21 protein-coding genes are annotated in these 22,973 nt (G+C 73.1%); 12 read left to right on the forward strand and 9 right to left on the reverse strand.

Features of this window, described 5'->3' with window-relative positions:
* Positions 1–44: 44 nt before the first annotated feature.
* On the reverse strand, positions 45–1,862 hold the full coding sequence (locus tag ACFXDE_RS01350; protein ID WP_380489610.1) for an ATP-binding protein: 1,818 nt from the start codon (positions 1,860–1,862) through the stop codon (positions 45–47).
* 205 nt (positions 1,863–2,067) lie between these two features.
* Here ACFXDE_RS01350 and ACFXDE_RS01355 point away from each other — a divergent pair, with 205 nt between their 5' ends.
* A complete protein-coding gene (locus tag ACFXDE_RS01355) occupies positions 2,068–3,537 on the forward strand; it encodes a cation:dicarboxylate symporter family transporter (RefSeq protein ID WP_380489612.1) in 1,470 nt (489 codons plus the stop codon).
* A gap of 257 nt (positions 3,538–3,794) precedes the next feature.
* Here the strand turns inward: ACFXDE_RS01355 and ACFXDE_RS01360 are convergent, their stop codons facing one another.
* Together ACFXDE_RS01360 and ACFXDE_RS01365 are read right to left on the reverse strand one after the other, a co-directional pair.
* The gene (locus ACFXDE_RS01360; RefSeq protein ID WP_380489613.1) at positions 3,795–4,751 is read right to left on the reverse strand and encodes a hypothetical protein; all 957 of its coding nucleotides are present in this window, start codon (positions 4,749–4,751) and stop codon (positions 3,795–3,797) included.
* A gap of 5 nt (positions 4,752–4,756) precedes the next feature.
* On the reverse strand, positions 4,757–5,446 hold the full coding sequence (locus tag ACFXDE_RS01365; RefSeq protein ID WP_380489615.1) for an RNA polymerase sigma factor: 690 nt from the start codon (positions 5,444–5,446) through the stop codon (positions 4,757–4,759).
* 255 nt (positions 5,447–5,701) lie between these two features.
* Between ACFXDE_RS01365 and ACFXDE_RS01370 the strand changes: the two genes are divergently transcribed.
* Entirely contained in the window at positions 5,702–6,070 is a 369-nt protein-coding gene (locus tag ACFXDE_RS01370) for a hypothetical protein (protein ID WP_380489617.1), read from the forward strand.
* Positions 6,071–6,157: 87 nt separating this feature from the next.
* On the opposite strand, the gene ACFXDE_RS01375 is transcribed toward ACFXDE_RS01370, so the two are convergent.
* From ACFXDE_RS01375 to ACFXDE_RS01385, 3 genes are all read right to left on the reverse strand, one after another.
* Positions 6,158–6,982 carry an MHYT domain-containing protein gene (locus ACFXDE_RS01375; protein ID WP_380489619.1) on the reverse strand — a complete coding sequence of 275 codons (825 nt, stop codon included), beginning with the start codon at positions 6,980–6,982 and terminating at the stop codon, positions 6,158–6,160.
* Positions 6,983–7,341: 359 nt separating this feature from the next.
* Entirely contained in the window at positions 7,342–8,727 is a 1,386-nt protein-coding gene (locus tag ACFXDE_RS01380; protein ID WP_380437266.1) for a cytochrome P450, read from the reverse strand.
* Between the two features lie 253 nt (positions 8,728–8,980).
* The gene (locus ACFXDE_RS01385) at positions 8,981–10,048 is read right to left on the reverse strand and encodes an RNA ligase (ATP) (protein WP_380489621.1); all 1,068 of its coding nucleotides are present in this window, start codon (positions 10,046–10,048) and stop codon (positions 8,981–8,983) included.
* A 440-nt stretch (positions 10,049–10,488) separates the two neighbouring features.
* On the opposite strand from ACFXDE_RS01385, the gene modA reads away from it, so the two are divergent.
* The 3 genes from modA (at position 10,489) to ACFXDE_RS01400 (ending at position 13,595) form a co-directional block, all read left to right on the forward strand.
* Positions 10,489–11,352, forward strand: coding sequence for a molybdate ABC transporter substrate-binding protein (gene modA / locus ACFXDE_RS01390; RefSeq protein WP_380489623.1), 864 nt, complete (start codon positions 10,489–10,491; stop codon positions 11,350–11,352).
* Complete coding sequence (locus tag ACFXDE_RS01395; RefSeq protein ID WP_380489625.1) at positions 11,349–12,308, forward strand: ABC transporter permease; 960 nt, start codon at positions 11,349–11,351, stop codon at positions 12,306–12,308. The genes modA and ACFXDE_RS01395 overlap by 4 nt, the downstream gene beginning before the upstream one ends.
* 201 nt (positions 12,309–12,509) lie before the next feature.
* Positions 12,510–13,595, forward strand: a complete 1,086-nt coding sequence (locus tag ACFXDE_RS01400) for an ABC transporter ATP-binding protein (RefSeq protein WP_380489627.1) — start codon at positions 12,510–12,512, stop codon at positions 13,593–13,595.
* Between the two features lie 77 nt (positions 13,596–13,672).
* On the opposite strand, the gene ACFXDE_RS01405 is transcribed toward ACFXDE_RS01400, so the two are convergent.
* Together ACFXDE_RS01405 and ACFXDE_RS01410 are read right to left on the reverse strand one after the other, a co-directional pair.
* The gene (locus tag ACFXDE_RS01405) at positions 13,673–14,386 is read right to left on the reverse strand and encodes a response regulator (protein ID WP_380490094.1); all 714 of its coding nucleotides are present in this window, start codon (positions 14,384–14,386) and stop codon (positions 13,673–13,675) included.
* The gene (locus ACFXDE_RS01410; RefSeq protein ID WP_380489629.1) at positions 14,386–15,684 is read right to left on the reverse strand and encodes a sensor histidine kinase; all 1,299 of its coding nucleotides are present in this window, start codon (positions 15,682–15,684) and stop codon (positions 14,386–14,388) included. The genes ACFXDE_RS01405 and ACFXDE_RS01410 overlap by 1 nt, the downstream gene beginning before the upstream one ends.
* A 197-nt stretch (positions 15,685–15,881) precedes the next feature.
* Here ACFXDE_RS01410 and ACFXDE_RS01415 point away from each other — a divergent pair, with 197 nt between their 5' ends.
* The 5 genes from ACFXDE_RS01415 (at position 15,882) to ACFXDE_RS01435 (ending at position 19,377) form a co-directional block, all read left to right on the forward strand.
* The gene (locus ACFXDE_RS01415; RefSeq protein WP_380489631.1) at positions 15,882–16,871 is read left to right on the forward strand and encodes an ATP-binding cassette domain-containing protein; all 990 of its coding nucleotides are present in this window, start codon (positions 15,882–15,884) and stop codon (positions 16,869–16,871) included.
* A 23-nt stretch (positions 16,872–16,894) separates the two neighbouring features.
* A complete protein-coding gene (locus tag ACFXDE_RS01420; RefSeq protein ID WP_380489633.1) occupies positions 16,895–17,629 on the forward strand; it encodes a hypothetical protein in 735 nt (244 codons plus the stop codon).
* A 74-nt stretch (positions 17,630–17,703) separates the two neighbouring features.
* Positions 17,704–18,453, forward strand: a complete 750-nt coding sequence (locus ACFXDE_RS01425; RefSeq protein WP_380489635.1) for a hypothetical protein — start codon at positions 17,704–17,706, stop codon at positions 18,451–18,453.
* A gap of 64 nt (positions 18,454–18,517) precedes the next feature.
* Positions 18,518–19,018 carry an SRPBCC family protein gene (locus ACFXDE_RS01430; RefSeq protein WP_380489637.1) on the forward strand — a complete coding sequence of 167 codons (501 nt, stop codon included), beginning with the start codon at positions 18,518–18,520 and terminating at the stop codon, positions 19,016–19,018.
* Positions 19,015–19,377, forward strand: coding sequence for an ArsR/SmtB family transcription factor (locus tag ACFXDE_RS01435; RefSeq protein WP_380489639.1), 363 nt, complete (start codon positions 19,015–19,017; stop codon positions 19,375–19,377). Before ACFXDE_RS01430 ends, ACFXDE_RS01435 begins: the two co-directional genes overlap by 4 nt.
* A gap of 153 nt (positions 19,378–19,530) precedes the next feature.
* Here the strand turns inward: ACFXDE_RS01435 and ACFXDE_RS01440 are convergent, their stop codons facing one another.
* Entirely contained in the window at positions 19,531–20,670 is a 1,140-nt protein-coding gene (locus ACFXDE_RS01440) for a PucR family transcriptional regulator (RefSeq protein WP_380437286.1), read from the reverse strand.
* Between the two features lie 87 nt (positions 20,671–20,757).
* Here ACFXDE_RS01440 and ACFXDE_RS01445 point away from each other — a divergent pair, with 87 nt between their 5' ends.
* Entirely contained in the window at positions 20,758–21,822 is a 1,065-nt protein-coding gene (locus tag ACFXDE_RS01445) for a ferredoxin reductase (RefSeq protein ID WP_380489641.1), read from the forward strand.
* Positions 21,823–21,829: 7 nt separating this feature from the next.
* Positions 21,830–22,948, forward strand: coding sequence for a fatty acid desaturase family protein (locus ACFXDE_RS01450; protein WP_380489643.1), 1,119 nt, complete (start codon positions 21,830–21,832; stop codon positions 22,946–22,948).
* Positions 22,949–22,973 lie beyond the last annotated feature (25 nt).

Consider the following 22,973-nt stretch of genomic DNA (forward strand, 5'->3'; position numbering starts at 1 on the left):
CGGGGCGGCGGCCCCGGAGGCGCCCGGTGGCCCGAAGCCCGCGGTCACGAGACCACCTCCGCCGCTCTCTCCGCCTTTCCCGCGACGGTGGTCTTCCCCGCGCCTGCGGCCGTCCCCGCGCCTCCGACCATCCCTGCGCCGACTGCCGCGCCCACGCCGCCTGCCAACCCTGTGCCACTCGCCAACCCTGCGCCGCCTGCCGACCCCGCTTCGCCGGCCTTCCCCGCGAGGGGCAGCCGGACGGTGAGCACCGCACCGCGCTCGCGGCCGACCTCGACGGTGCCGCCGTTGCGCCGCGCGGCCTGCGCGACGAGGGCCAGTCCGAGGCCGTGACCGCGGCCGTCCTGCTTGGTGCTCCAGCCGCGCCGGAACACGTCCTCGACGGCCGCCGGGTCGATGCCCGCCCCGGTGTCGGCGACGCGCAGCACCAGGTGGTCGTCCGCGTCGTCGATCCGCGCCGTCACGGTGACCTCCGGCGGGACGGGGCTGTCGGCGGCGCCGGCGATCGCGGCGTCCACGGCGTTGTCGATCAGGTTGCCGAGGACGGTGATGAGGTCGCGGGCGGAGAGACCGGGCGGCAGGACGCCGTCGTCGATGCGGCTGTCCTCGGCGAGGGTCAGCTCCACACCGCGCTCGGCCGCCTGGGCGGCCTTGCCGAGCAGCAGCGCGGCCAGGACGGGTTCGCTGACGGCGGCGACGACCCGGTCGGTGAGCTGCTGGGCGAGGGCGAGTTCGGCGGTCGCGAACTCCACCGCCTGTTCGTGGCGCCCGAGTTCGATCAGCGAGACGACGGCGTGCAGCCGGTTGGCGGCCTCGTGGGCCTGTGCGCCGAGCGCCTCGGTGAAGCCGCGCACGGAGTCCAACTCGCCGCTGAGCGACTGCAGTTCGGTGTGGTCGCGGAGGGTGACCACGCGGCCGAGGCCGGTGCCGATGGTGGAGGTGTTGAGGACGACGACCCGTTCGGCGGTCAGGTGCACCTCGTCGCGGACCGGGCCGTCGCCCAGCACGGCCGCGACGAGCGCCTCCGGCAGGCCGAGCCCGGCGACCGGCCGCCCCTCCACCGTCCCTTCCAGGCCCAGGAGTTCGCGGGCGGCATCGTTGCACAGCACCACCCGGTGGGCGCGGTCGAGCAGGACCAGGCCCTCGCGCACCGAGTGCAGGGTCGCCTGGTGGTACTCGTAGAGGTGGCTGAGTTCGGCCGGGCCCATGCCGTGGGTGTGCCTGCGCAGACGGGAGTTGGCGAGGTACGTGCCGGCCCCGCCGACCGCGAGCGCGGCCACCGCCACCCCGACCAGCGCCAGCAGCGGGCCGGTCAGCTGCTCGGAGATGCTCTCCAACGTGATGCCCACGCTCACGAGCGCGATCACCCGGTGCTGCTCGTCCAGGACCGGCGTGACCACCCGTACCGACGGGCCGAGCGTGCCGGTGTACGTCTCGCTGCGGGTCTGCCCGGCGAGCGCCCAGTCGATGTGACCGAGGAAGCGCTTGCCGATCTGCTCCGGCAGGGGGTGGGTCCAGCGCACGCCGTCGGTGTTCATGACGGTGATGAACGAGACCCCGGTGTCGACGCGGACCTGCTCGGCGTACGGCTGGAGGACGGCGGTCGGGTCGGGCCCGGCGACCGCGGCGCGGACGGTCGGCGAGTCGGCGACCGCGTGGGCGACGGCGGTCACCTCGCGGCGGGCCGCCTCCTCGGTGCGGTCGGCGGTGAACAGGTACGCGAGCACGGCACCGCCCGCCACCACGGCGGCCACGATGACGACCTGGACGGCGAACAGCTGTCCGGCCAGGCTGCGGACCAGGCGGCGCGGGTCGGGAAGCAGCCGGCGCGGCGCGGTGGCGGTGGGGGTGCGCACGGACATGCCTGCCAGTGTGCACCACGGCTCCGCGGACCCCGGGGGCGCGCACTCCGCGACGGGACGGGTGCGGGTGCGGGTGCGGGCGCGGGTGCTGATGCGCCTTTGCGAACTCTATGAACGCAAACGTGACCTCCATCACTCCCGGGCCTGATAGTCGGAGCGGCCCACCACCCGGGGCCGCCAGGACTGCAGGGCGAAGGAGCCGCAGATGTCGATCGCTGGAGCCGCAAAGCCTTCGGGGGGCAGACGCGAGGAGGAGCCGGACGGGCGCCGCGCACCGGAGGGGGCCGCGCAGCCTCCCGCCGCGAAGCGGGACCGCACCCACTACCTCTACCTCGCCGTCATCGCCGCCGTGATCGCCGGCGTGGTGGTCGGCCTGGCCGCCCCGGGGTTCGCGGTCGAGCTGAAACCGATCGGGACGGGCTTCGTCAACCTGATCAAGATGATGATCAGCCCGGTCATCTTCTGCACGATCGTGCTCGGCATCGGCTCGGTCACCAAGGCCGCCAAGGTCGGCAAGGTCGGCGGACTGGCCATCGGCTACTTCCTCGCCATGTCGACGGTCGCCCTCGCGATCGGGCTCGTGGTCGGCAATCTCCTGGAGCCCGGCAGCGGCCTGCACCTGACCGCCGCGCTGGCCAAGTCGGGCCACGCGCAGGCGGCGGCCGGCGGCGCGCAGTCCACCTCCGACTTCCTGCTCGGCATGATCCCCAACACCCTGGTCTCGGCCCTCACCGAGGGCAAGGTGCTGCAGACCCTGCTGGTCGCCCTGCTCGTCGGCTTCGCCCTTCAGGCGATGGGGCCGGCCGGCGCCCCGGTGCTCCGCGGCGTCGAGCACGTCCAGCGGCTGGTGTTCCGGGTCATGGCGATGATCATGTGGGTCGCGCCGATCGGCGCGTTCGGCGCCATGGCGGGCGTGGTCGGGGCGACCGGCACGGCGGCGCTCAAGAGCCTCGCCGTCATCATGATCGGCTTCTACGTCACCTGCGCCCTGTTCGTCGTGGTGGTGCTCGGCGCGCTGCTGCGACTGGTCGCGGGGGTCAACGTGTTCGCGCTCCTGCGCTACCTCGGCCGCGAGTTCCTGCTGATCCTCTCCACGTCCTCGTCCGAGAGCGCGCTGCCGCGCCTCATCGCCAAGATGGAGCACCTGGGCGTCAGCCGTCCGGTCGTCGGCATCACCGTGCCGACCGGCTACAGCTTCAACCTCGACGGCACCGCGATCTACCTCACCATGGCGTCGATCTTCATCTCCGAGGCGATGGACAAGCCGATGTCGATCGGCGAGCAGCTGTCGCTGCTGGTCTTCATGGTGATCGCCAGCAAGGGCGCGGCCGGGGTCACCGGCGCCGGGCTCGCCACACTGGCCGGCGGACTGCAGTCGCACAAGCCCGCGCTGGTGGACGGGGTCGGACTGATCGTCGGCATCGACCGGTTCATGTCGGAGGCCCGGGCGCTGACCAACTTCGCGGGCAACGCGGTCGCCACCGTCCTGATCGGACGCTGGACGGGCGAGCTCGACGCGGAGCGGGCGCGCCGGGTGCTCGCGGGCGAGCTGCCGTTCGACGAGCGGACGCTCATCGACACGCACGGCGGCCAGGACGCGGCGCAGACGGCCGTGAGCCCCGCTCCGGCGCCCGAGGGCGCCCCGGTGGCGAGCGGCGCCCCGGCGGCCGCCTGACGGCCTCACCCCTGACACCCCCGGTCCGGCGCCGCTTGACCAACCCCCGGAACGGCGCCGGGCCGGGGCGATGCCGCCGAGGGCTGAACGGCGGCAACCGACAGCTGACAGATAACAGATTTCAACATCTGTTATCTGTCAGCTGTTATCTGTTCGCCGTCCGATGTTCGCCGTTCACCCTTCGCCGTTCGCCCTTCGCCGTCCGTTGTCGGCCGCCGGCCACCGCGCGCCCGGCACACCCACCGCCACACCCACCGTCACAACTCCTCGGACCCGCTGACCGCCCACGCGAGCCCGCACGCCGGATCCTCCAGGACCAGATGCAGGTGCCGCAGACCGTCCGCCGGCTCGCACCACGTGAAGCACCGCATCCGGGCCACCAGCGCGTTCACCTCGCCCCGGTCCGGGCCGTCCGCCCCCGCCATCGCCCCCAGCGCCCGCCACAGCGCGAGCCGCCCGTGCGCCGTGCCCCGCGCCGGATCGACCGCCCCCGCCTGCACCAGCGCGGGCACGGCGAGCGCGAAGGGCAGGTACCCGCCGGTCACCAGCCCACTGCGGGCCAGATGGGCGGCCGCCTGCGGCGCCGGGCCGCGCACACAGGCCACCTCCGCCCAGTCCACCAGTTCGGCGAGCACCCGGGTGGCCCGCTGCCCGCGCAGTCGCCGCCCCGGGTCGGGCAGCGCCACGGGCCCGAGGCCCTCCCGGCTGGCCGGCAGCGTCAGCACCGCACTGCGCGCACCCCCTCGGGGCAGGTAGTCGCGGACCCGCACCCCCTCGCCCCACCCCGCCGCCTCCCACGGCTCCAGCACCATGGGCACGCCCTCCGGGTCGGGCTCGGCGCCGTAGGACAAGTCCTCGCCGATCAGCACCCGCGTGTGCGCGACGAGCCGCCGCACGCGCGCCGGGACGAGCAGCGGCGCCAGCCTCAGCCACGAGTGCCGGGTCGCCAGCACCTCCCACAGCGGTCCCGCGTCGTGGTCGCCCAGCCCGGCGACGGCACCCGGCCCACCGTCCCGGTCGAACAGCCGCACGGCCACCTCCGGCGGTGCCGCGTACGCGATCAGATGGCCCAGCGGCGCGGCCTCCTCCGCCCCGAAGAGCTCGCCGCAGCGCGCCACCGCAGCCGCTCGGGCCCGCCGGTAGGCGGCCAGCAGTTCGGGCCAGCGGCCCTCGTCGGCCAGGGCGCGCATACGGCGGTCCTCGTACGTGATCACGATTTTCAGCGTACGGGCCGGGACGTCACATCAGCTGACTTGCCGTCAGTTCGGTGCGTCGGAGCAGCACGCACACCGCCCCCGCAGGCGGCCTCACCACCCTTCCCGCCCCGGCCGACGCCCCTGCGGCCGCGCTCGCCCGCCGCCGCCCGCTCGCGCTCGACGACGGCGCGCAGGCGCACGTGGGCGCGGCGCCGGGTGACCGCCAGCGTGCTGCGGTGGAGGCCGAGGAGCTCCGCGGCCTCGTCGACGCTGTAGCCGTCGAGGTCCACCAGGACCACCGCCCTGGCCTGCTTGGCCGTCAGACAGCGCAGCAGCCGGACCACCTCCCACCGCGCCTGGAGCTCGGCCATCCCGCCACCCGACGGATCGGCCGCCGCGCGCTCCCGCTCCCGCTCCGCCGGTTCGGGCACCGTGACGCGGCGCCGCTCCCGCCGCCACTGGTCGCGCAGGATGTTCGCCATCGTCGTGAACACGTAGGCGTACGGCTGCGGATGGCCGAGGAACCGCTCCGGGCGCCGGGCGATCCGCAGGTACGCGTCGTGGACGATGTCACCCGCCGCGAACGGGCTCCCGGTGAGCGAGGCGGCCGCCTGGTGGAGCCTCGGCAGCATTTCCGTGAACACCCGGTTGAAATCGGTCGGTTCGCCGACCGGATCACGTCCGCCGGCACATCGATCGGTCAATTCCGCCATGCCGCTCTCCCCGGAAATCGGCACCCGAACACCCAGCTGGAGCCGCCCCAACCAGGCGCACACATGTGACTCAGCTCACATCATAGTTCGTCGTCTCACTGTACGCGCTCAATCGTGTGCAACGCGTCATCATCCGTACGGAGAACGGGAATTCGCCACAGAACACCGGCTCGAACCGGCTCCCGCCGCCACTCCCGCGCTCCGGACGGCCTGGACACTCCGCCCGATTCGAACGACCGAGCGAGGAGAACCACCATGCCGCGTCGCATCGCCAGGAAGATCACCACGTTCGGGGCCGCGGCCACCGCCGCCCTCGGCATCCTCGGGACGACCACCCTGCCCGCCGCCGCCGACCCCGCGGCCGACCAGACCATCACCGCCGGCCCGAACTTCGCCGCCGACGCCGCCACCGCCTCCTACCACTGCGTCATCACGGCCAACTACGGCTGGCGCTGGGAGGGGAAGTGCGACATCTACTCGGGCGAGCTGCGGACCATCACCTACTGCGCCAACGGCACGTCCAGCACCGGCCTGTGGATCGGCGCGCGGCCGCAGGCGTGGGACGTGTGGGGCAACTGCCCGAACTCGACCTGGACCCGCGTGCTGTTCCAGAGCCGGGGCTGATCCCCGAAACGCGGGTCCGACCGTGGGTGCCGCACCGACCGGGCGGCACCCGGCCCGCACACCTGCCGCGTCCGTACGCGGGCACCCTCAGGCCGCCCGGTCGTGCCGGCCGGGGTCCGCGGACGCGGGCGCGGCAGGCGCCGGGAACTCCTCGATGGCGAGTTCGCCCGCCGTGCGACGGCCGGCCCGGTCCTGCGCGGGTGGGGAGAGCGCGACGAAGGCCGCGGCGAGGAAGAGGAAGGAGCCGAGACCGACGGCGAGCGGGAAGATGAACTCCATGGGGCTCGCACCGCCGGAGCCGGTCCGGGCGAGCTCGGGGTGGACGTGGACGGCGGCCATGCCCGTGTAGTGCATGCAGCTCACCGCGAGCCCCATGACCAGCGAGGCGGCGGCCGCCGCGAAGCCGTTGCGGATGGTGACGGCGGCCCAGAGCGCGGCGGTGGCGGCGCCGACCGCGACCAGGACCGACAGCGCGACCGTCCCGGAGTCGTAGCGCAGGCCGGCGCGCATCCGCACGGCGGCCATGCCGAGGTAGTGCATCGCGGCGACGCCGAGGCCGGTGATGAGGCCGCCGACCAGGAGGGCGGGCCCGCGGGCGCCGCGGTAGGCGACGACGGCCAGGCCGAGACCGGTGACCAGCACCGCGACCAACAGACTCAGGACGGTCAGCGGGATGTCGTAGCGCAACTCGGTGCCCGCGACGGCGAAGCCCGACATGGCGACGAAGTGCATCGCCCAGATGCCCGAGCCGATCGCGGCGGCGGCCGTCAGGAGCCGGTTCCGGCGGGCGACGCCGGTCGCGGCGAGGCCGCGCAGGGTGCAGCGCAGGCCGAGCGCGGCGCCCGCGCAGGCCAGGACGTACGAGAGCGTGGGTGTCAGCCAGCCGGAGCCGAGGTGGTTGACGCTTCCCATGGGACCTCCGGTCGGCCTGTCCCCGGCATATGCCGGACGCTCATGCGACCCCGGTCCGGGATGCGTGGGACGCTACCGAGGACCGGCATTGGCCAGCGGAAGATCCGAAAAGCTGCCCGCGGGGCGGGAACCGTGTGGTCGAATGGGTCGGTTGTGCACCCCGGGACGATTGGGCCCGGAGAGCCCAGCGGACTGGCGGGCGCGCGAGCGGCGAACAGCGGGCGGAGAACGGCGGTCCGCGAACGGCGAACAGGTTTCAGGTAACAGATGACAGATGTTGAAATCTGTCATCTGTCATCTGTCATCTGTTCGCCGGCCACCGCCCCCTTGGCCCTTGCCCCCCGCCACCCCTCACCCGATCACCGCGGCGTCACCCGGATCCTCATCGGGCTCGCCGTCCGCAACGTGATCCCCTGGGCGAGCGCCACCCGGTGGTCGACCACCTCCAGATCGAAGTCCCGCAGCAGCACGCCCAGCGCCAGCACCGCCTCCAGCATCGAGAAGTGCTGCCCGATGCACGCCCGCGGACCGCCCCCGAACGGGAACCACGCGTACCGGTGCCGCCCCTTCTCCCGCTCCGGCAGGAAGCGGTCCGGGTCGAAGCGGTCCGGCTCCTCCCAGTGGTCGGGGTGCCGGTGGGTGACCCACGGCACCACGAGCACCTGCGAGCCTCCCGGCAGGACGTGCCCGCCGATGACCGTCTCCTCCACCGAGCGCCGCCCGATCAGCGAAGCCGCCGGGTAGAGGCGCATCGCCTCCTTCAACACCCGCGTGATGTACGGCAGTTCCTCCAGGTCCGCGGCAGTCGGCGCCCGACCGCCGAGTACCTTCTCCGCCTCCTCCTGCGCGAGCCGCCGCTGCTCCGGGTGCCCGGCGAGCAAGTGCAGGGCGAAGGCGAGCGAGGTCGCCGTCGTCTCGTGCCCGGCGAGCAGGAACACCAGGACCTGGTCCCGGAGTTCGTCCCGGTCCAACTGCTCGCCGTCCTCGCCGCGCGCCTGCTCCAGCAGCGTCAGCAGGTCGTCCGCGTCGGGGTCGGCACCGCGCACCGCCCGGTCGGCGATGATCCGGTCGCAGACCGCGTACAGGTCCCGCTGCGCCCCGACGCCCCGCCGGTTGCCCGGGGTCGGCCAGTGGCGCGGCAGGCGGATCGGGGCGACGCCCCGGTCCTGGACGTAGGCGCCGAGGATCGGGAAGCTGCGGTGCACGACCGCCACCGCCTCCTCCACGTCCGCGCCGAACAGGATCCGCGACACCGTGCGCAGCGCGAACCGCGACATCTCGTCCGCCGCGTCCACGACGCCGTCCGGCACCGCGTGCCAGCGCGCCGTGAGGGCCCGGGACTCCAGCGCGATCGCGTCCGCGTAGCCGTCCACCCGGCGACGGGTGAACAGCGGCTGGATGAGCCGGCGCTGGCGCTGGTAGTCGTCGTCCTGGCTGGTGAGCAGGCCGTTGCCGACGCTGGTCCGCAGCTCGTCGTAGAAGGCGTTCTCCTTGCGGAAGTTGGCGGCCTCGCCGCCGAGCACCTGCTGGGCGCCCTCGGGGGAGAACACCGCGTAGAGGTCCGTGCCGAGGCCGATCGGCCCGACGTGGAAGCGGACCAGGTCGCCGTAGTCGCGCCGGGCGTCGCGCAGGGTGCGCAGCGGGCGGCGGCCGATGTCGAGTCCGGAGCCGATGAGGGGCAGGCCGGGCGGTCCGGGTATCGAGCGGGTCGGGACGGCAGGTGCGGGGGCGGCGGCGATCGTCATCGGGTCTCCTTCTCCACGGCGCCCCAACAACCTAACTGACCGGTAATCATCGGCGGAAGGGTGCGCGGGGAGGGCGGACACCCCATCGAACGCGCCCGGCCGTACCGAACGCGCTCGCCCCCGCGCTTGCCCCGCTCCGGCTCCGGCTCCCGCACCGGCCTCGGCTCCCGAACCGGCTCCCGCACCGGCACCCGCACCCGCACCCGCACCCGCACCCGCCGAGCAAGACTGGCCGCCGAGCCCGCCGTTGCCCCTACTCGTACTCGGTGCCGCCCTTGCGGGTCAGGTAGGCGTCGCCGACCACCTTGGCGATCGCCCGGCTCCCGAGCAGCGGGCTCCAGCGCTCGGTCACCGGCCGGATCACCACGCCTTCGCGCATGTGCAGTTCGCGCCCGGAGACGGTCTCCTTGCCCTGCGCGAGCCCCAGCACCGTGTCGGGGTCGAACGGTCCGCGCCACAGCTCGGGCACCAGCGGCAGCCGGCCGTCGAGCAGGTCGGCCGCGGGCAGCCAGCGCAGTTGCCCGTCGACCACGGCGGAGACGTCGAACGCGGCGTAGCCGGGCAGCTCGCTCCGGCCGGCGGCGCCGTACGTCAGGTCCTGGACGCCGGCCCCGAAGACCTCGCCGAAGATGCCGACGCGCTCGGCGCCGAGCCGCTCGGCCAGTCGGGCGGCCACGTCCGGTATGCCGTGGGCGCGCACGGCACGCCAGTAGAGGTTGCGCTCGTCCTCGGCCAGGGCGAGCCCCTGCGCGCCGATGCCCTTGGACGACACGTGCACCTCACCGGTGGCGGCGGTGTAGGTGACGAGGCAGCAGCTGCCGTGCAGCTTCTCGGTGAGCACGACGGGCTCGCCGGGCTCGAAGACGTCCGGGTAGCGCTTGAGGTTCTCGATGTCCACCCAGGGCAGGAGGTCGGGCGCGCGGACGACGTCGCCGTTCATCGACGTGGGGATCGGCGGCTGCCACTTGACGATCCCGAGGGCCTCGGCGAAGTCCTCGCCGTGCTCCGCCGCGGCGGCCAGGTCGGTGCCGGCGAGCGCGGCGGGGCGGCAGACGATGCCCTGCGACAGTTCGCCGCGCAGCCGGACGGCCCTCACGCGGTCCGCCTTACTGCCGGCCAGTTTGCCGGTCAGGCCGAGTTCCGCGATCAGTTCCTCGGGGAGCACGGACTGTTCGGGGATGTAGACGGCGTAGTCGCCGGTCCGGTACACGCCCTTCGCGACCACCGCCCGGTAGAGCCCGACCTGCGCGAGCTCCAGGGCGTCGGCGTTCGGGTGTTCCAGGACGACCAGCTTCTCGGCGGTGACGCGCAGCGTGGACACGGACGGGCTCCTCCCCGTGGTTCTCGGTGCACCCGGCCGGGTGGCCGGGCGCGGACCGCCACCACTCTGTCGGCTCGGACCACCGGGCGCGACGGAATTTCAGCGCGCCCCTGCCGTGGGCCTTCTGCCGTGCACCTTCCGCCGCATGCCTTCCACCGCATGCCTTCCACTGTGCGCCTTCCCCTGCTGCTCCCCGGCAGCGCCCGATCCGCGGCCGCACCCCCAGTGCGCCCCAGGACCACCCCGGGGCCACCCCGACACCACCGTCCGTGCACGTTTGAGCCTTCCCACAGTTGGGAAGACACCCTCGCCACGCCCCGCCTGTGCAATGCGACAGACGATTTTCCGCTCGCATCTGCGGCACTATGATCACCGTAACGGCCGCACCTGCGGCCTCACCCCGCGCCCCTTCCGGCGCGCGCCGAGGAAGGGAAGCACCGATGGGCTCCCGCACGACCACCACCCGCAGACTCGCCGTCGCCGCCGCCGCGGCCCTCGTCCTCAGCCTCGGGGTCACCGCGTGTGGCAGCGACGGCGGCAAGTCCTCGGCCGGCGCGACGACCCCGGCGGCCTCCGCGGGCTCGGCGGCGGCCGGCGGCACGGCGAGCGCGGGCTCGGTCCCGAAGGCCACCGGCGACATCACCGTCTTCGCCGCCGCCTCGCTCAAGGAGACCTTCACCGAGCTCGGCAAGAAGTTCGAGGCCGCGAACCCGGGCGCCAAGGTCACGTTCAACTTCGGCGGCAGCTCCAGCCTCGCCACCAGCATCAACTCCGGTGCCCCGGCCGACGTGTTCGCCGCCGCCAGCCCGGCCACCATGAAGACCGTGACAGACGCGGGCGGCGCGAGCGGCACGCCGGCCACCTTCGTCAAGAACACGCTGACCATCGCCGTGCCCAAGGGCAACCCCAAGCACATCACCGGGCTGAAGGACCTCACCGCCTCCGGCGTGAAGGTCGCGCTGTGCGCCAAGGAGGTGCCGTGCGGCGCCGCCGCCCTGACGGCGCTGCAGGCCGCCGGCGTCAACCTGACCCCCGTCACCCTCGAACAGGACGTCAAGGGCGCGCTCACGAAGGTCGAGCTCGGCGAGGTCGACGCCTCCCTCGTCTACCAGACCGACGTGAAGGCCGACGCGGGCAAGATCGACGGCGTGGACTTCCCCGAGGCCGCCAAGGCCGTGAACGACTACCCGATCGCCACGCTGGCCAAGGCCCCGAACAAGGACGGCGCCGCCGCGTTCGTCGCCTACGTGCAGTCGCCCGAGGCCAAGCAGGTCCTGACCGCGGCGGGCTTCCAGGCACCGTGAGCGGCCGAGACAACGGCACCGGGGCGGGCACCGGCCACGGGGACACCCCGGCCGGCGCCCGCCCCGCCGCCGGCCAGGCCGGCGCAACCGGCACTCCCGGCAGCACGACCGGCACGCCCGGTACGCCCGGTACGCCGTCCCGTGCCAGGAAGGGACCGCGCCGACGCCGGCACGCGCCGCGCGTCCCGGCCACGCTGCTGCTCCCGGCGCTGCTCGGGCTGGCGTTCCTGATCCTCCCGCTCGTCGGCCTGCTGGTCCGCGCCCCGTGGAGCGCCCTCTCCGAGGAGCTGACCAGCACCGCCGTCTGGGACGCCCTGCGGCTGTCCCTCATCTGCGCGACGCTCGCCACCACGGTGTCGCTGGTCCTCGGCGTCCCGTTGGCGTGGCTGCTCGCCCGCACCGAGCTGCCCGGCCGACGGGTCATCCGGGCGCTGGTTACACTGCCGCTGGTGCTGCCGCCGGTGGTCGGCGGCGTGGCGCTGCTACTGGTCCTCGGGCGGCGCGGGATCGTCGGCTCGTGGCTGGACTCGGCGTTCGGCATCACCCTGCCGTTCACCACCACCGGCGTGGTGATCGCCGAGGCGTTCGTCGCGATGCCGTTCCTGGTGATCAGCGTCGAGGGCGCGCTGCGCGCCGCCGACCCCCGTTACGAGGAGGCCGCGGCGACCCTGGGCGCGTCCCGGCTGACGGCCTTCCGCCGTGTCACGCTGCCGCTGATCGCGCCCGGCATCGCCGCCGGGGCCGTGCTCGCGTGGGCCCGGGCGCTCGGCGAGTTCGGCGCGACGATCACGTTCGCGGGCAACTTCCCCGGGAAGACCCAGACCATGCCGCTGGCCGTCTACCTCGCCATGGAGTCCGACCCGGAGGCGGCGATCGCGCTGTCCCTGGTGCTGCTCGCGGTGTCCGTCGCCGTCCTGGTCGGTCTGCGCGACCGGTGGATGTCCACCACGCCGTGACCACCCCATGACCGCTTCCGCCCCCTCCCTCTCCCCCGCCCCATGGACGCCGCCCGGATGAACCCAGGACCCGTGAACCCCGCTCAGCCGAACCCGGCCTCAGGAAACCCGGCCTCAGGAAGCCCGGCCTCAGGAAACCCGGCCACCGAAAGCCCCGTGCCCGGAAGTCCCGCGTCCGAAGGTCCTGTGCCCGGAAGCCCCGTGCCCGGGAATCCCGCAGCCGGACGTCCAGCGCCCGCCCTCGACGCCCGGCTGCGGATCGAACGGGCCGCGTTCACGCTCGACCTGGCGCTCACCGCCGCGCCCGGGGAGGTGATCGCCCTGCTCGGCCCGAACGGCGCCGGCAAGTCCACCGCCCTGCGCGCCCTCGCCGGGCTGCTCCCGCTCACCGGCGGCCACCTGCGCCTGGACGGCGCCCTGCTGGCGGACCCCGCGCGCCACGTCCACACCCCCGCCGAGGAGCGCCCGGTCGGCGTGGTGTTCCAGGACTACCTGCTCTTCCCGCACCTCAGCGCGCTCGACAACGTCGCCTTCGGCCCGCGCTGCCAGGGCCGTCCCAAGCGCGAGGCCCGCGCCGAGGCGGCCGTCTGGCTGGAGCGGATGGGCCTGGCGGACCAGTCCGCCTCCCGTCCCGGCGGCCTCTCCGGCGGGCAGGCGCAGCGCGTGGCCCTCGCCCGGGCGCTGGCGGTGCGCCCGCGGCTGCTCCTGCTGGACGAGCCGCTGGCCGCCCTGGACGCCCGCACCCGCCTCGACGTCCGCTCCCAACTCCGGCGCCACCTGGCCGAGTTCGAGGCGGTCGCGGTGCTGGTGACGCACGACCCGCTGGACGCCATGGTGCTGGCGGACCGGCTGGTGGTGATCGAGGGGGGCCAGGAGGTGCAGTCCGGTACCCCGGCGGAGATCGCCCGACGGCCGCGCACCGACTACATCGCCCGCCTGGTCGGCCTCAACCTGTACCAGGGACGGGCGGACGGACGGCGGGTCGAGCTGGCGGACGGCACGGTGCTGGCCACCACCGAGGAGCTGTCCGGTCCGGCGTTCGTCGCGTTCCCGCCGTCCGCGGTGACGCTGCACCGGGAGCGGCCCGATTCCAGCGCGCGCAACGTGTGGGAGGCCAAGGTCGTCGGGCTGGACCTGCACGGCGACCAGGTCCGCACGGACCTGACCGGCGAGCTGCCGATGGCGGCGGACCTCACCCCGGCCGCGGTCGCGGAGCTCGACCTGGCGCCCGGCACCACGGTGTGGGCGTCGGTCAAGGCCGCCCAGACGCACGCCTACCCGGCCTGAGACAGGGGCCCGCGCCGCGCCTGCCCCGCCCCGCCCTGTCCCGAAACGCCTATTCCGAGACTTGTACTCCGAGACTGCTACTCCGCCGGCTCGACGAACCCTGATTCGTACGCCGCGATGACCGCCTGCGTGCGGTCGCGCGCGCCGAGCTTCGCGAGGACGCTGCTGACGTGCGTCTTGACCGTCTGCACGCCGACGAAGAGCCGGTCGGCGATCTCGCCATTGCTGAGCCCCCGGGCGACCAGCCGCAGCACCTCCGCCTCGCGCTCGGTCAGGGCCGCCCTCGCCAACGCGGCGCGGGCCGCCGGGTTGCCGTGGCCGGCGGCGAGGCGGCGGATCGAGGCCGGGAAGAGCAGCGACTCCCCGGCCACCACGAGCCGCACGGCGTGGACGATCTCGGCCGGGCGGGAACGCTTCAGCAGGAAGCCGTCCGCGCCCGCGCGCAGGGCCTGGTAGACGTAGTCGTCGTTCTCGAAGGTGGTGACGACGAGGATCCTCGGCAGCCGCTCCTCCGGGGCCCCCGGACCATCCGGGTGCGCCGCCGCCCGGGGCCGGACGAGTTCGCGGGTCGCGGCCAGGCCGTCCAGGACGGGCATCCGGACGTCCATCAGCACGACGTCCGGGCGCAACGCGCGGGCGAGTGCCACTGCCTCGGCGCCGTCGGCCGCCTCGCCGACCACCCGCAGGTCGCCCTGTGCTTCCAGGACGGCCCGCAGGCCGGCCCGGACGAGCTCCTCGTCGTCGGCGAGCACGATGTCGACGGTCCCGGCGGTGCGCCCGTTGTTGATCATCACGATCCCAAGCGTAGGGGCAGCCGGACGGCGAGCACCCATTCACCAGGGCCGGCGCCGCCCCCGCCCTGCCCCGCTGTCCCCGCTGCCCCCGCTGTCCCCGCCGTGGCCTCGCCCCCGAGCAGGACGGCCCGTTCGCGGATCCCGCGCAGCCCCTTCCCGCCGCGGCCACCCGGCGCGGCACCCCGAGCCGATGAACCGCCGCGCGCGTGTGAGTCGTTGCGCAACGGGTTGGCGCAGCGCAGCTCCAACCGCCCGTCCCGGACGGCGATCCGGACGCTGACCGGCTCGCCCGGCGCGTACTTGAGCGCGTTGGTCAACCCTTCCTGGACGATCCGGTAGGACTCGCGGGACAGCACCCCGGGCAGGACGCCGGCGGGCACGTCGATCGACGCGTCGACCGGGTTCCCCGCCGCCCGCGCGGTGTCGAAGAGGGAGGAAAGGTGCTCAAGACCCGGATTCTCGGTGGCCGTTCCGTCCGGAGCCTCGCGCAGCAGGACGAGCGTCCGTTCGAGGTCGTCCATGGCCCTGCGGCCGGTCTCCTCGATGACTTCGAGCGCCTTGGCGGCGAACGCCGGATCTCCGACCTCGCGCGCGGCACCGGCCTGAAGCACCGTCACCGTCAGGGCGTGGCCGATTGAGTCGTGTAGGTCGCGGGCCAACCGGTTGCGTTCCAATAGGCGTTCGGCCCGTAGTTCGGCCTCCGCAAGGCGCTCCGCCGGTGACGGGCTCAGCAGCCCTATGGCCATCGCCAGTTGAAGCCGCCCGGCCCAGACAACCAGCCAGCCGTAGCCGAAGAGCAGCACCGGTGCCGCCAGCGGTCGCCAGAACCGCCCCAGTGCGTGGGGAAGTCGGAGCCCGGCGAAGGCCGTGTCGGATCCGGTCAGTAGCGCATAGACGGCGGTGAGCACGGCCACCGACGCGAACCCCGTCACCGTTCCGAGCGCGACGCGCCCGATCAGCCAGGCGGCCGTGCGCCGCCGGTCGGTCCAGGTGCGGGACGGTTCGGCGGCGATGTCCTCCTCGCGGTCCGGCACCAGCAGCAGCCGCGCCTGGACGCCCTCCGCACGGCGCATCGCGGGCACCAGCACGACGAGCGACAGCAGGACGGCGTCCATGGCGACACTCTGCGCCAGGATCTCGGCGAGGCCCTTCCGGTACGTCCCGGGATAGATCATCAGCACGACGCCCGCGAAGACCCACCCGATCAGCAGGTGCAGCCAGCGCGCGTACGTGGCGCCTGCGAGCAGCGGCGCTATGAACCTCGGCATTGCGCCATCCTGCCAGGTCAGCACCACCCTTGGCGTCCCTCGCCGGTGCACGACCGGCTCCCTCCCGAGAGGGAGGCGCATCCCCTCCGCGGCGGGATCCGCCGGACCGGCCCGCCCCGGTCCAATGGAGCCACCCGCCGGAGGACCGGCACGGGCGCCCGGCCGGAACGCCTTCGGGCCCGGCGAGAGGAACGAAGAGGAACGGCAGGAAGGAGCGCGCGGCCGTGATCGAGATCCAGGGCCTCACGAAGGAGTACGAGGGCAGGCGGGTCGTCGACGACCTGTCCTTCATTGTCCGGCCCGGCGTCGTCACCGGCTTCCTCGGCCCGAACGGCGCCGGGAAGAGCACGACGATGCGCCTGGTCCTTGGCCTGGAGCGCCCGACCGCCGGCCGCGCGCTGATCGGCGGCGGCGGCCCGGCCGGAGGCCGCCCGTACGCCGAACTGGCGTACCCCCTGCGGCGGGTGGGAGCCCTGCTCGACGCCCACGCACTGCACGGTGGACGGACCGCACGCGGCCACCTGCGCTGGCTCGCCGCGAGCAACGGCCTTCCGGAGCAGAGGGTGGACGAGGTGCTCGCGCAGGCCGGTCTGGCCGACGCGGCCACCCGCCGGATCCGCGGCTTCTCACTCGGCATGCGCCAGCGCCTCGGGGTGGCCGCGGCCCTGCTCGGCGACCCGCCCGTCCTGATGCTGGACGAGCCGGTGAACGGCCTCGACCCCGAGGGCATCCGCTGGATCCGCACCCTGCTGCGCGAGCTCGCCGCCGAGGGGCGGGCGGTGCTGGTGTCCTCCCACCTGATGTCCGAAATGGCGCTCACCGCCGACCACTTGGTGGTGATCGGCCGCGGCCGCCTGCTCGCGGACGCCCCGACGGCCGAGTTCATCGAGCGCCACGGCCGCCCCCGGGTGCGCGTCCGCGCCGTCGACGCGACGAAGCTCGCCGCACTGTTCGGCGGCGACGCCCCGCACCGAACGACCGCGCACCGACTGACCGCGGACCGGCTGGCCGCGGACGGCGTATCGGCGGCCCAAATGGACGACGGAGCCTGGGAGGTGAGCGGGGCGGAACCGGAACGGATCGCCGCACTCGCCGCCGAGCACGGTGTGGTGCTGTACGAGATCGCCCTCCAACAGGACTCCCTGGAGGAGGCGTTCATGCGGATGACGGCCGAGAGCGTCGAGTACCGCGCCGGCTCGGCGGCCGCAACATGAGCTCAACCACCAACACTGGAAGCGTGTTTCGCCACGCCCTTCGCGCCGAACGCATCAAGTTCACCACCTTGCCATCGCTCTGGATCCCGCCCCTGCTCGCGCTCCTCCTGACCCCCGGCATCACCACTGCGGTCGGCGCCGCGCTCGGCGGCACGGAGCCCCACCTCACCGACGACCCCGGCTCCGGCGTCTACTACGGCCTCAACTTCGGCCAGTTACCGCTGGTTTGCTTCGGCATCCTGCTGATCGGCCTGGAGTTCGACACCCGCATGATCGGCACCTCCCTGACCGCCATCCCGTCACGCGGACACCTGTACAGCGCGAAGCTCACCCTCGCAGCCGCGGCAGCCCTCGTCGTCGACATGGTCGGGACGGCGGGCGCGTTCGCCGGGTACGCCGCCACCGTCCCGGGCGTATGGACCGGTCCGGCTCTGGTGCGCAGCGCCACCGCCGGTGTGCTCTACCCCGCACTCCTGACGGTGTTCTGCCTCGGGGTGACCTCCCTGCTCGGCAACCTCACCGCCGCCATGGGCCTGCTGGCCCCGACCGTCTTCCTGCTCTCGCCGCTCCTCGGCGGCATCCCGGGAGCAGACCGGGTGGTGCAGTTCCTGCCCGACCGCGCCGGCCAGTACGCGCTGCGCTACACCGACGAGCCGCAGGTCGCCTACGGACACTGGACGGGCCTGCTGATCGCGGCACTCTGGGCGGGCGCCGCCGCGTACGCGGGCCTGCACGCCCTGCGACGCCGTGCCGCCTGACCACGGGCCACCTCCCACGGACCACAGAGCGCCGACCACGAGCGCGCCAACTGCTCTGGAAACCAAGGACCGTCATGACCACCACGCACAACGCACTGCGCGCCGAACGGATCAAGTTCACCACGCTGCCGTCCCAATGGGCGGCGCCGCTGGTCACCCTGGCGCTGACCGTCGGCATCACCGCCGCCGTCGGCGCCGCGTCCGGGCGGGACCCTGCACCGCCCGGCAAGGACCCGGCCGCGACGATCCACTACGGGCTGCTGTTCGGCCACGTGGGCGTGGCCTGCCTCGGCGTCCTGCTGATCGGCCAGGAGTTCAACACCCGCATGATCGGTACCTCCTTGACCGCCGTCCCGTCGCGCGGACGCCTGTACGGCGCGAAGCTCGCCGTGGGCCTCTGGCTCGGCCTGTTGCTCGGACTGGCCTCCACCGCAGGCTCGTTCGCCGCGACCGCCGCGACCACCGGCCTCGACCTCTCCACCCCGGGCCTCGCCCGCAGCTTCCTGGCCGGCGTGGCCTACCACCCGCTGCTGGTCACCCTCTGCCTCGGACTGACGGCGATGCTCGGAAACCTCAGCGCCGCCCTCGGCCTGATCCCGCCGATGGTCTTCCTCGGCACGACGTGGCTGGCGGCCGTCCCCGGCGTACGCGAGGCCGGCCAGTTCCTCCCCGACCGCGCGGGCCTGTACGCGATGCGCACCCGGACCGAGCCGGGCATCCACTACGGCCACTGGACGGGCCTACTGATCATGACCGCGTGGACGGCCGCCGCGGCCTACGGCGGACTGCGGGCGATGCGGCGGTACGAGGCGTCGGGCCATTAGCAACTTTCGGGTTGCACGTCGGCGGATCGACGTGCAACGCTGGACTTGCACACAACGGCACCGGATGGGGGAGATCCACGGCATGGTCAGCGACAGCACGGTCACCGACGGCACGGCCGCCGACAGCATCGAACGCGAGATCGTCATCGCGGCACCCCGCGAGCGGGTCTGGCAGATCCTCACCCGGGCCGAGTTCCTGGGCCGCTGGTTCGGCAGCGGCGCCCCGGCCGAGATCGACCTGCGGCCGGGCGGGCGCATGGTCTTCGACCACGGGGTGCACGGCACGCTGCCCGCCCGGATCGAACAGGTGGAGCGGCCCGCGGTGTTCTCCTACCGCTGGTCGCAGGGCGCGGCCGGGGAGGAGCCCGCCGCCGACAACTCCACGCTGGTCCGGTTCACCCTCACGACCGTTCCCGGCGGCACCCGGCTGCGGATGGTCGAGAGCGGCTTCGCCACCCTCACACTGCCCGCCGAAGCCGTCCTGGCCCGTCACGAGCAGAACAGCGCCGGATGGGATCGGAAGCTTCCCGAACTCGTCCTCCATGTCGCGAAGTTGCCCGCGTGACACCGGAGCACGGAAGCGATCCGGTCGCGGCGGTACTGGCCGCGCTCGCCGAGCCGACCAGGCGGCACGTCCTCGACGCCCTGGCCGCCCGGGGCACGGCGACCGCCACCGAGCTCGCCGACGGACTCCCCGTCACCCGGCAGGCGATCGTCAAGCACCTCGCCGTCCTCGACCGGGCGGGCCTCGTCACCGCCCATCGCGCCGGACGCGAAGTCCGCTACCGGCCGGCCCCCGACACCCTCACGGCCACCGCCCGCTGGATGGCCGACCTGGCCGACGCCTGGGACCGGCGCCTCCTGGCCATCAAGCACCTCGCGGAGGGAGCGACGGCGGCGGAGGGGGCGAGGGCGGCGGAGTGACCGCCGTCGGGCGACGACAAACAGCGAACAGATAACAGATTTCAGATTTTGAAATCTGTTATCTGTTCGCTGTTACCTGTTCGCCGTCACCCGACCACCGTTCGCCGCTCGGGCGAGGCGGCCAGACACAGCCGTGGACGGTCGAAGTACGCGTCAGCCGCCCCGAAGACCCACCGCCAGGGTCAGTTCAAGGACCCGGTCGGGCGAGGCGAGATCCGGAAACAGCTCCCGCAGCTGCGACATCCGGTACCGGACCGTCTGAGGATGGACGAACAACGCCGCCGCCACCTCGTCCCGCCTGCCCTGGTGCAGCAGCCACGCCCGCAACGTCTCCTCCAGCCGCCGTGCGGTCGCGACAGGCAGGGTCCGCAGCGGCGCGAGGGCTCGGGTACGCAGGTCTGCGAACGCGTCCGCGTCGGCGCTCAGCACCAGCTCGGGCAGGTGGTCCTCGGTGTCGCGAATCTCAGAGGAGAGGGAGCGCGCACGTACGGCTCGCGCGTACGAGGCGGACGCACGAATCCATGGCCGTGCCGGGCCGACCACGGCGGTGCGGTCGGTCAGCTGCCGCAGGAGGTGTGGCCGGTCGGCATCGGGGACGAGCAGCACACCGGTGGCGTCCGGCAGATCGTCGAGGACGAGGGTGCTCGGGTCGAGCACGCGGTAGGCGGGCCGGGCCTGGGCGGCGGGCAGCAGGACCGCGGTCAGCGTAACCGGGGGCTGCCACCCGGCCCGTTGAACGGAGGCCAGCAGCACGTCCGGACTCGCGCCGGCGAGGAGGTCGCGGGCCAGGTGTTCCAGGTGGCGCTCCTGGGCCCTGCCCCGGGCGGCCAGTTCGTCGGCATGGCCCGCGGCGCTCGCGGCGGAGAGCTCGTCGATGTAGGCGAAGGTCAGCTCGGCGAACTTGGCGACCTCGGCGGCGGGCAGACCCGCGGGCACGGCACCCGCTGCCAGGCATCGCCAGGCCACACGGGCGCCGACGCGGTAGGCGCTGAGCAGGGCGTCCATCGAACGGCCGTCCCGCACCTCGCCGCGGCCCAGCTCGTAGGCCGCGTCACCGGCGTCGCCACCCGTGGCGTTCCCGCTCGCGAGGTCCAGGTAGTGCCCCAGGGCGGTGCGGACGGCTCGGCGGATGGTGCCGCCCATGCGGCCAGAAAGCGCGTTGGCGTAGGGAGGGACCTCGTCGATGATCGCCTCGACGACCTCGTCGGCGGTGGCCGTCAGCGCCGCCCGAAGCGCGGTGACCGTCGTCTCGTCCAGGACCAGCTCGCCGGCCCTCCGGATTGCTTGGCTCATGTTCTTGTTCCCTGCGAACAACTCAGCCGATCGGATTTACGTCCTACGGTCAGGACTTTACGCCCCGAGGCGCAGCAAGCTGGAGTCATGACGAGTGCAGCGCTCCGCAGCAGGGCGTGGAAACTGCTGGAGATGGTCACGACGCCGCTGCTGCCGTCGGACTACCTCGACCTGGTCAGCCCGCTGCGTGCGGGCGCCGACCTGCGTGGGCGCATCGAGGCCGTGCACCCCGAGACGGGTGACGCCGCGACCGTCGTGATCAGGCCGGGACGGGGCTGGCGCGGCCACACGGCCGGTCAGTACGTACGGATCGGGGTCGACGTCGACGGGAGGCGCCTGTGGCGTTCCTACTCCATCACCTCACCGACGGACCGCCGGGACGGCCGCATCACGATCACCGTGGAGGCGATCCCGGACGGCAAGGTCAGCAACCACCTCGTCCGCAGGGCGACACCGGGCACGCTGGTCCAGCTCGACCAGCCGACCGGTGACTTCGTGCTGCCGCGCGCCAAGCCCGCCAAGGTGCTCTACCTGACGGCCGGCAGCGGCATCACGCCCGTGATGGGCATGCTGCGCGACATCGAGTTCGACGACGTCGTCATGGTCCACTGCGCGCCCCGGCCGCAAGACGTGATCTTCCGCGACGAACTGCACGGCCTGGTCGCGGACAAGAAGCTGCGCCTCACCGAGGTGCACACCTCCACGGACGGCAGGCTCGACATCGCCCGCCTCGGCGAACTCGTGCCCGACTGGGCCGAGCGCGAGACCTGGGCCTGTGGGCCCGCGGGCCTGCTCGACGCCGCAGAGGAGCACTGGACCGAACACGGCGTCCGAGAGCGCCTGCACACCGAACGGTTCCGCCCCCGCATCGTCGCCGGCAACGGCGACGGCGGCGGCGGCGAGGTCACGTTCAGCACCACCGGTAAGACCGTCGACGCGGACGGCGCCACGCCGTTGCTGGACATCGGCGAGGAAGCCGGAGTGCTCATGCCCTCCGGGTGCCGCATGGGCATCTGCTTCGGCTGCGTCACGCCGCTCAAGGCGGGCGCCGTCCGCGACCTGCGCACCGGCGAGATCACCGAGGCCGAGCCGGGCGTCCTCATCCAGACCTGCGTGTCCGCCGCGGCGGGCCCCTGCGACATCGAACGGTAGAGGCACCTTGACCGCAATCGACCCCACCGCCCACCTGACCGCGGAGCAGATCGAGGAGCTCGGCCGCGAGCTGGACGCGATCCGCGACGCGGTGATCGCCGACCGCGGCGAGAAGGACGCCGCCTACATCCGCAAGGTCATCTCGGCGCAGCGCAAGCTCGAGCTGGCCAGCAGGGGCGTGCTGCTGTTCTCGATCTTCCCGCCCGCGTGGCTGCTCGGCACCGCCGGCCTGTCCGTGGCGAAGATCATGGACAACATGGAGATCGGCCACAACGTCCTGCACGGCCAGTGGGACTGGATGCGGGACCCGAAGATCCACTCCACCACCTGGGAGTGGGACCACGTCTCGCCGGCCGAGCAGTGGAAGCACTCGCACAACGAGCTGCACCACACGTACACCAACGTGATCGGCAAGGACAACGACCTCGGCTACGGCATCATGCGCGTCGACGAGGACCAGAAGTGGCACCCGCTCCACCTCGGCCAGCCGCTGTGGAACTTCGTCAACGCCTGCTTCTTCGAGTACGGCATCGCGGCATACGACCTCGAACTCGGCAAGAACCTGCACAAGCGCCGCCGCGGGAACCCGGAGTTCCGCGCGCGGGCGAAGGCCGTGGGCCGCAAGATCCGCAAGCAGGTGCTCAAGGACTACGTGATCCACCCGCTGCTGTCGGGCCCGTCGTTCCTCACCACGCTCGCCGCCACGTTCACCGCGAACCTGGTCCGCAACATCTGGACCCACTCGGTGATCATGTGCGGGCACTTCCCCGAGGGCGTACGGGTCTTCGAGCGCCGGTCGGTCAAGGGCGAGACGCGCGGCCAGTGGTACCTGCGCCAGATGATGGGCTCGGCGAACATCAGCGGCAGCAGGGCCATGCACTTCATGACGGGCAACCTGTCCCACCAGATCGAGCATCACCTGTTCCCGGACCTGCCGAGCAACCGGTACGCCGAAGTCGCGGTGAAGGTGCGCGCGCTGTTCGAGAAGTACGAGCTGGAGTACGTCACCGGGCCGCTGCCCAAGCAGGTGTTCTCCGCGTGGCGCAAGGTCTTCCGGCTCTCGCTGCCGAACAGGAAGCCCAAGGTCGGGACACCGGCCCGCGAGAAGGAGCTCATCGCGGCCTGACGCCCGGTACTGGTCCTCCGGGTGA

The organism is Kitasatospora sp. NPDC059408 (assembly GCF_042751525.1).
Taxonomy (GTDB): domain Bacteria; phylum Actinomycetota; class Actinomycetes; order Streptomycetales; family Streptomycetaceae; genus Kitasatospora.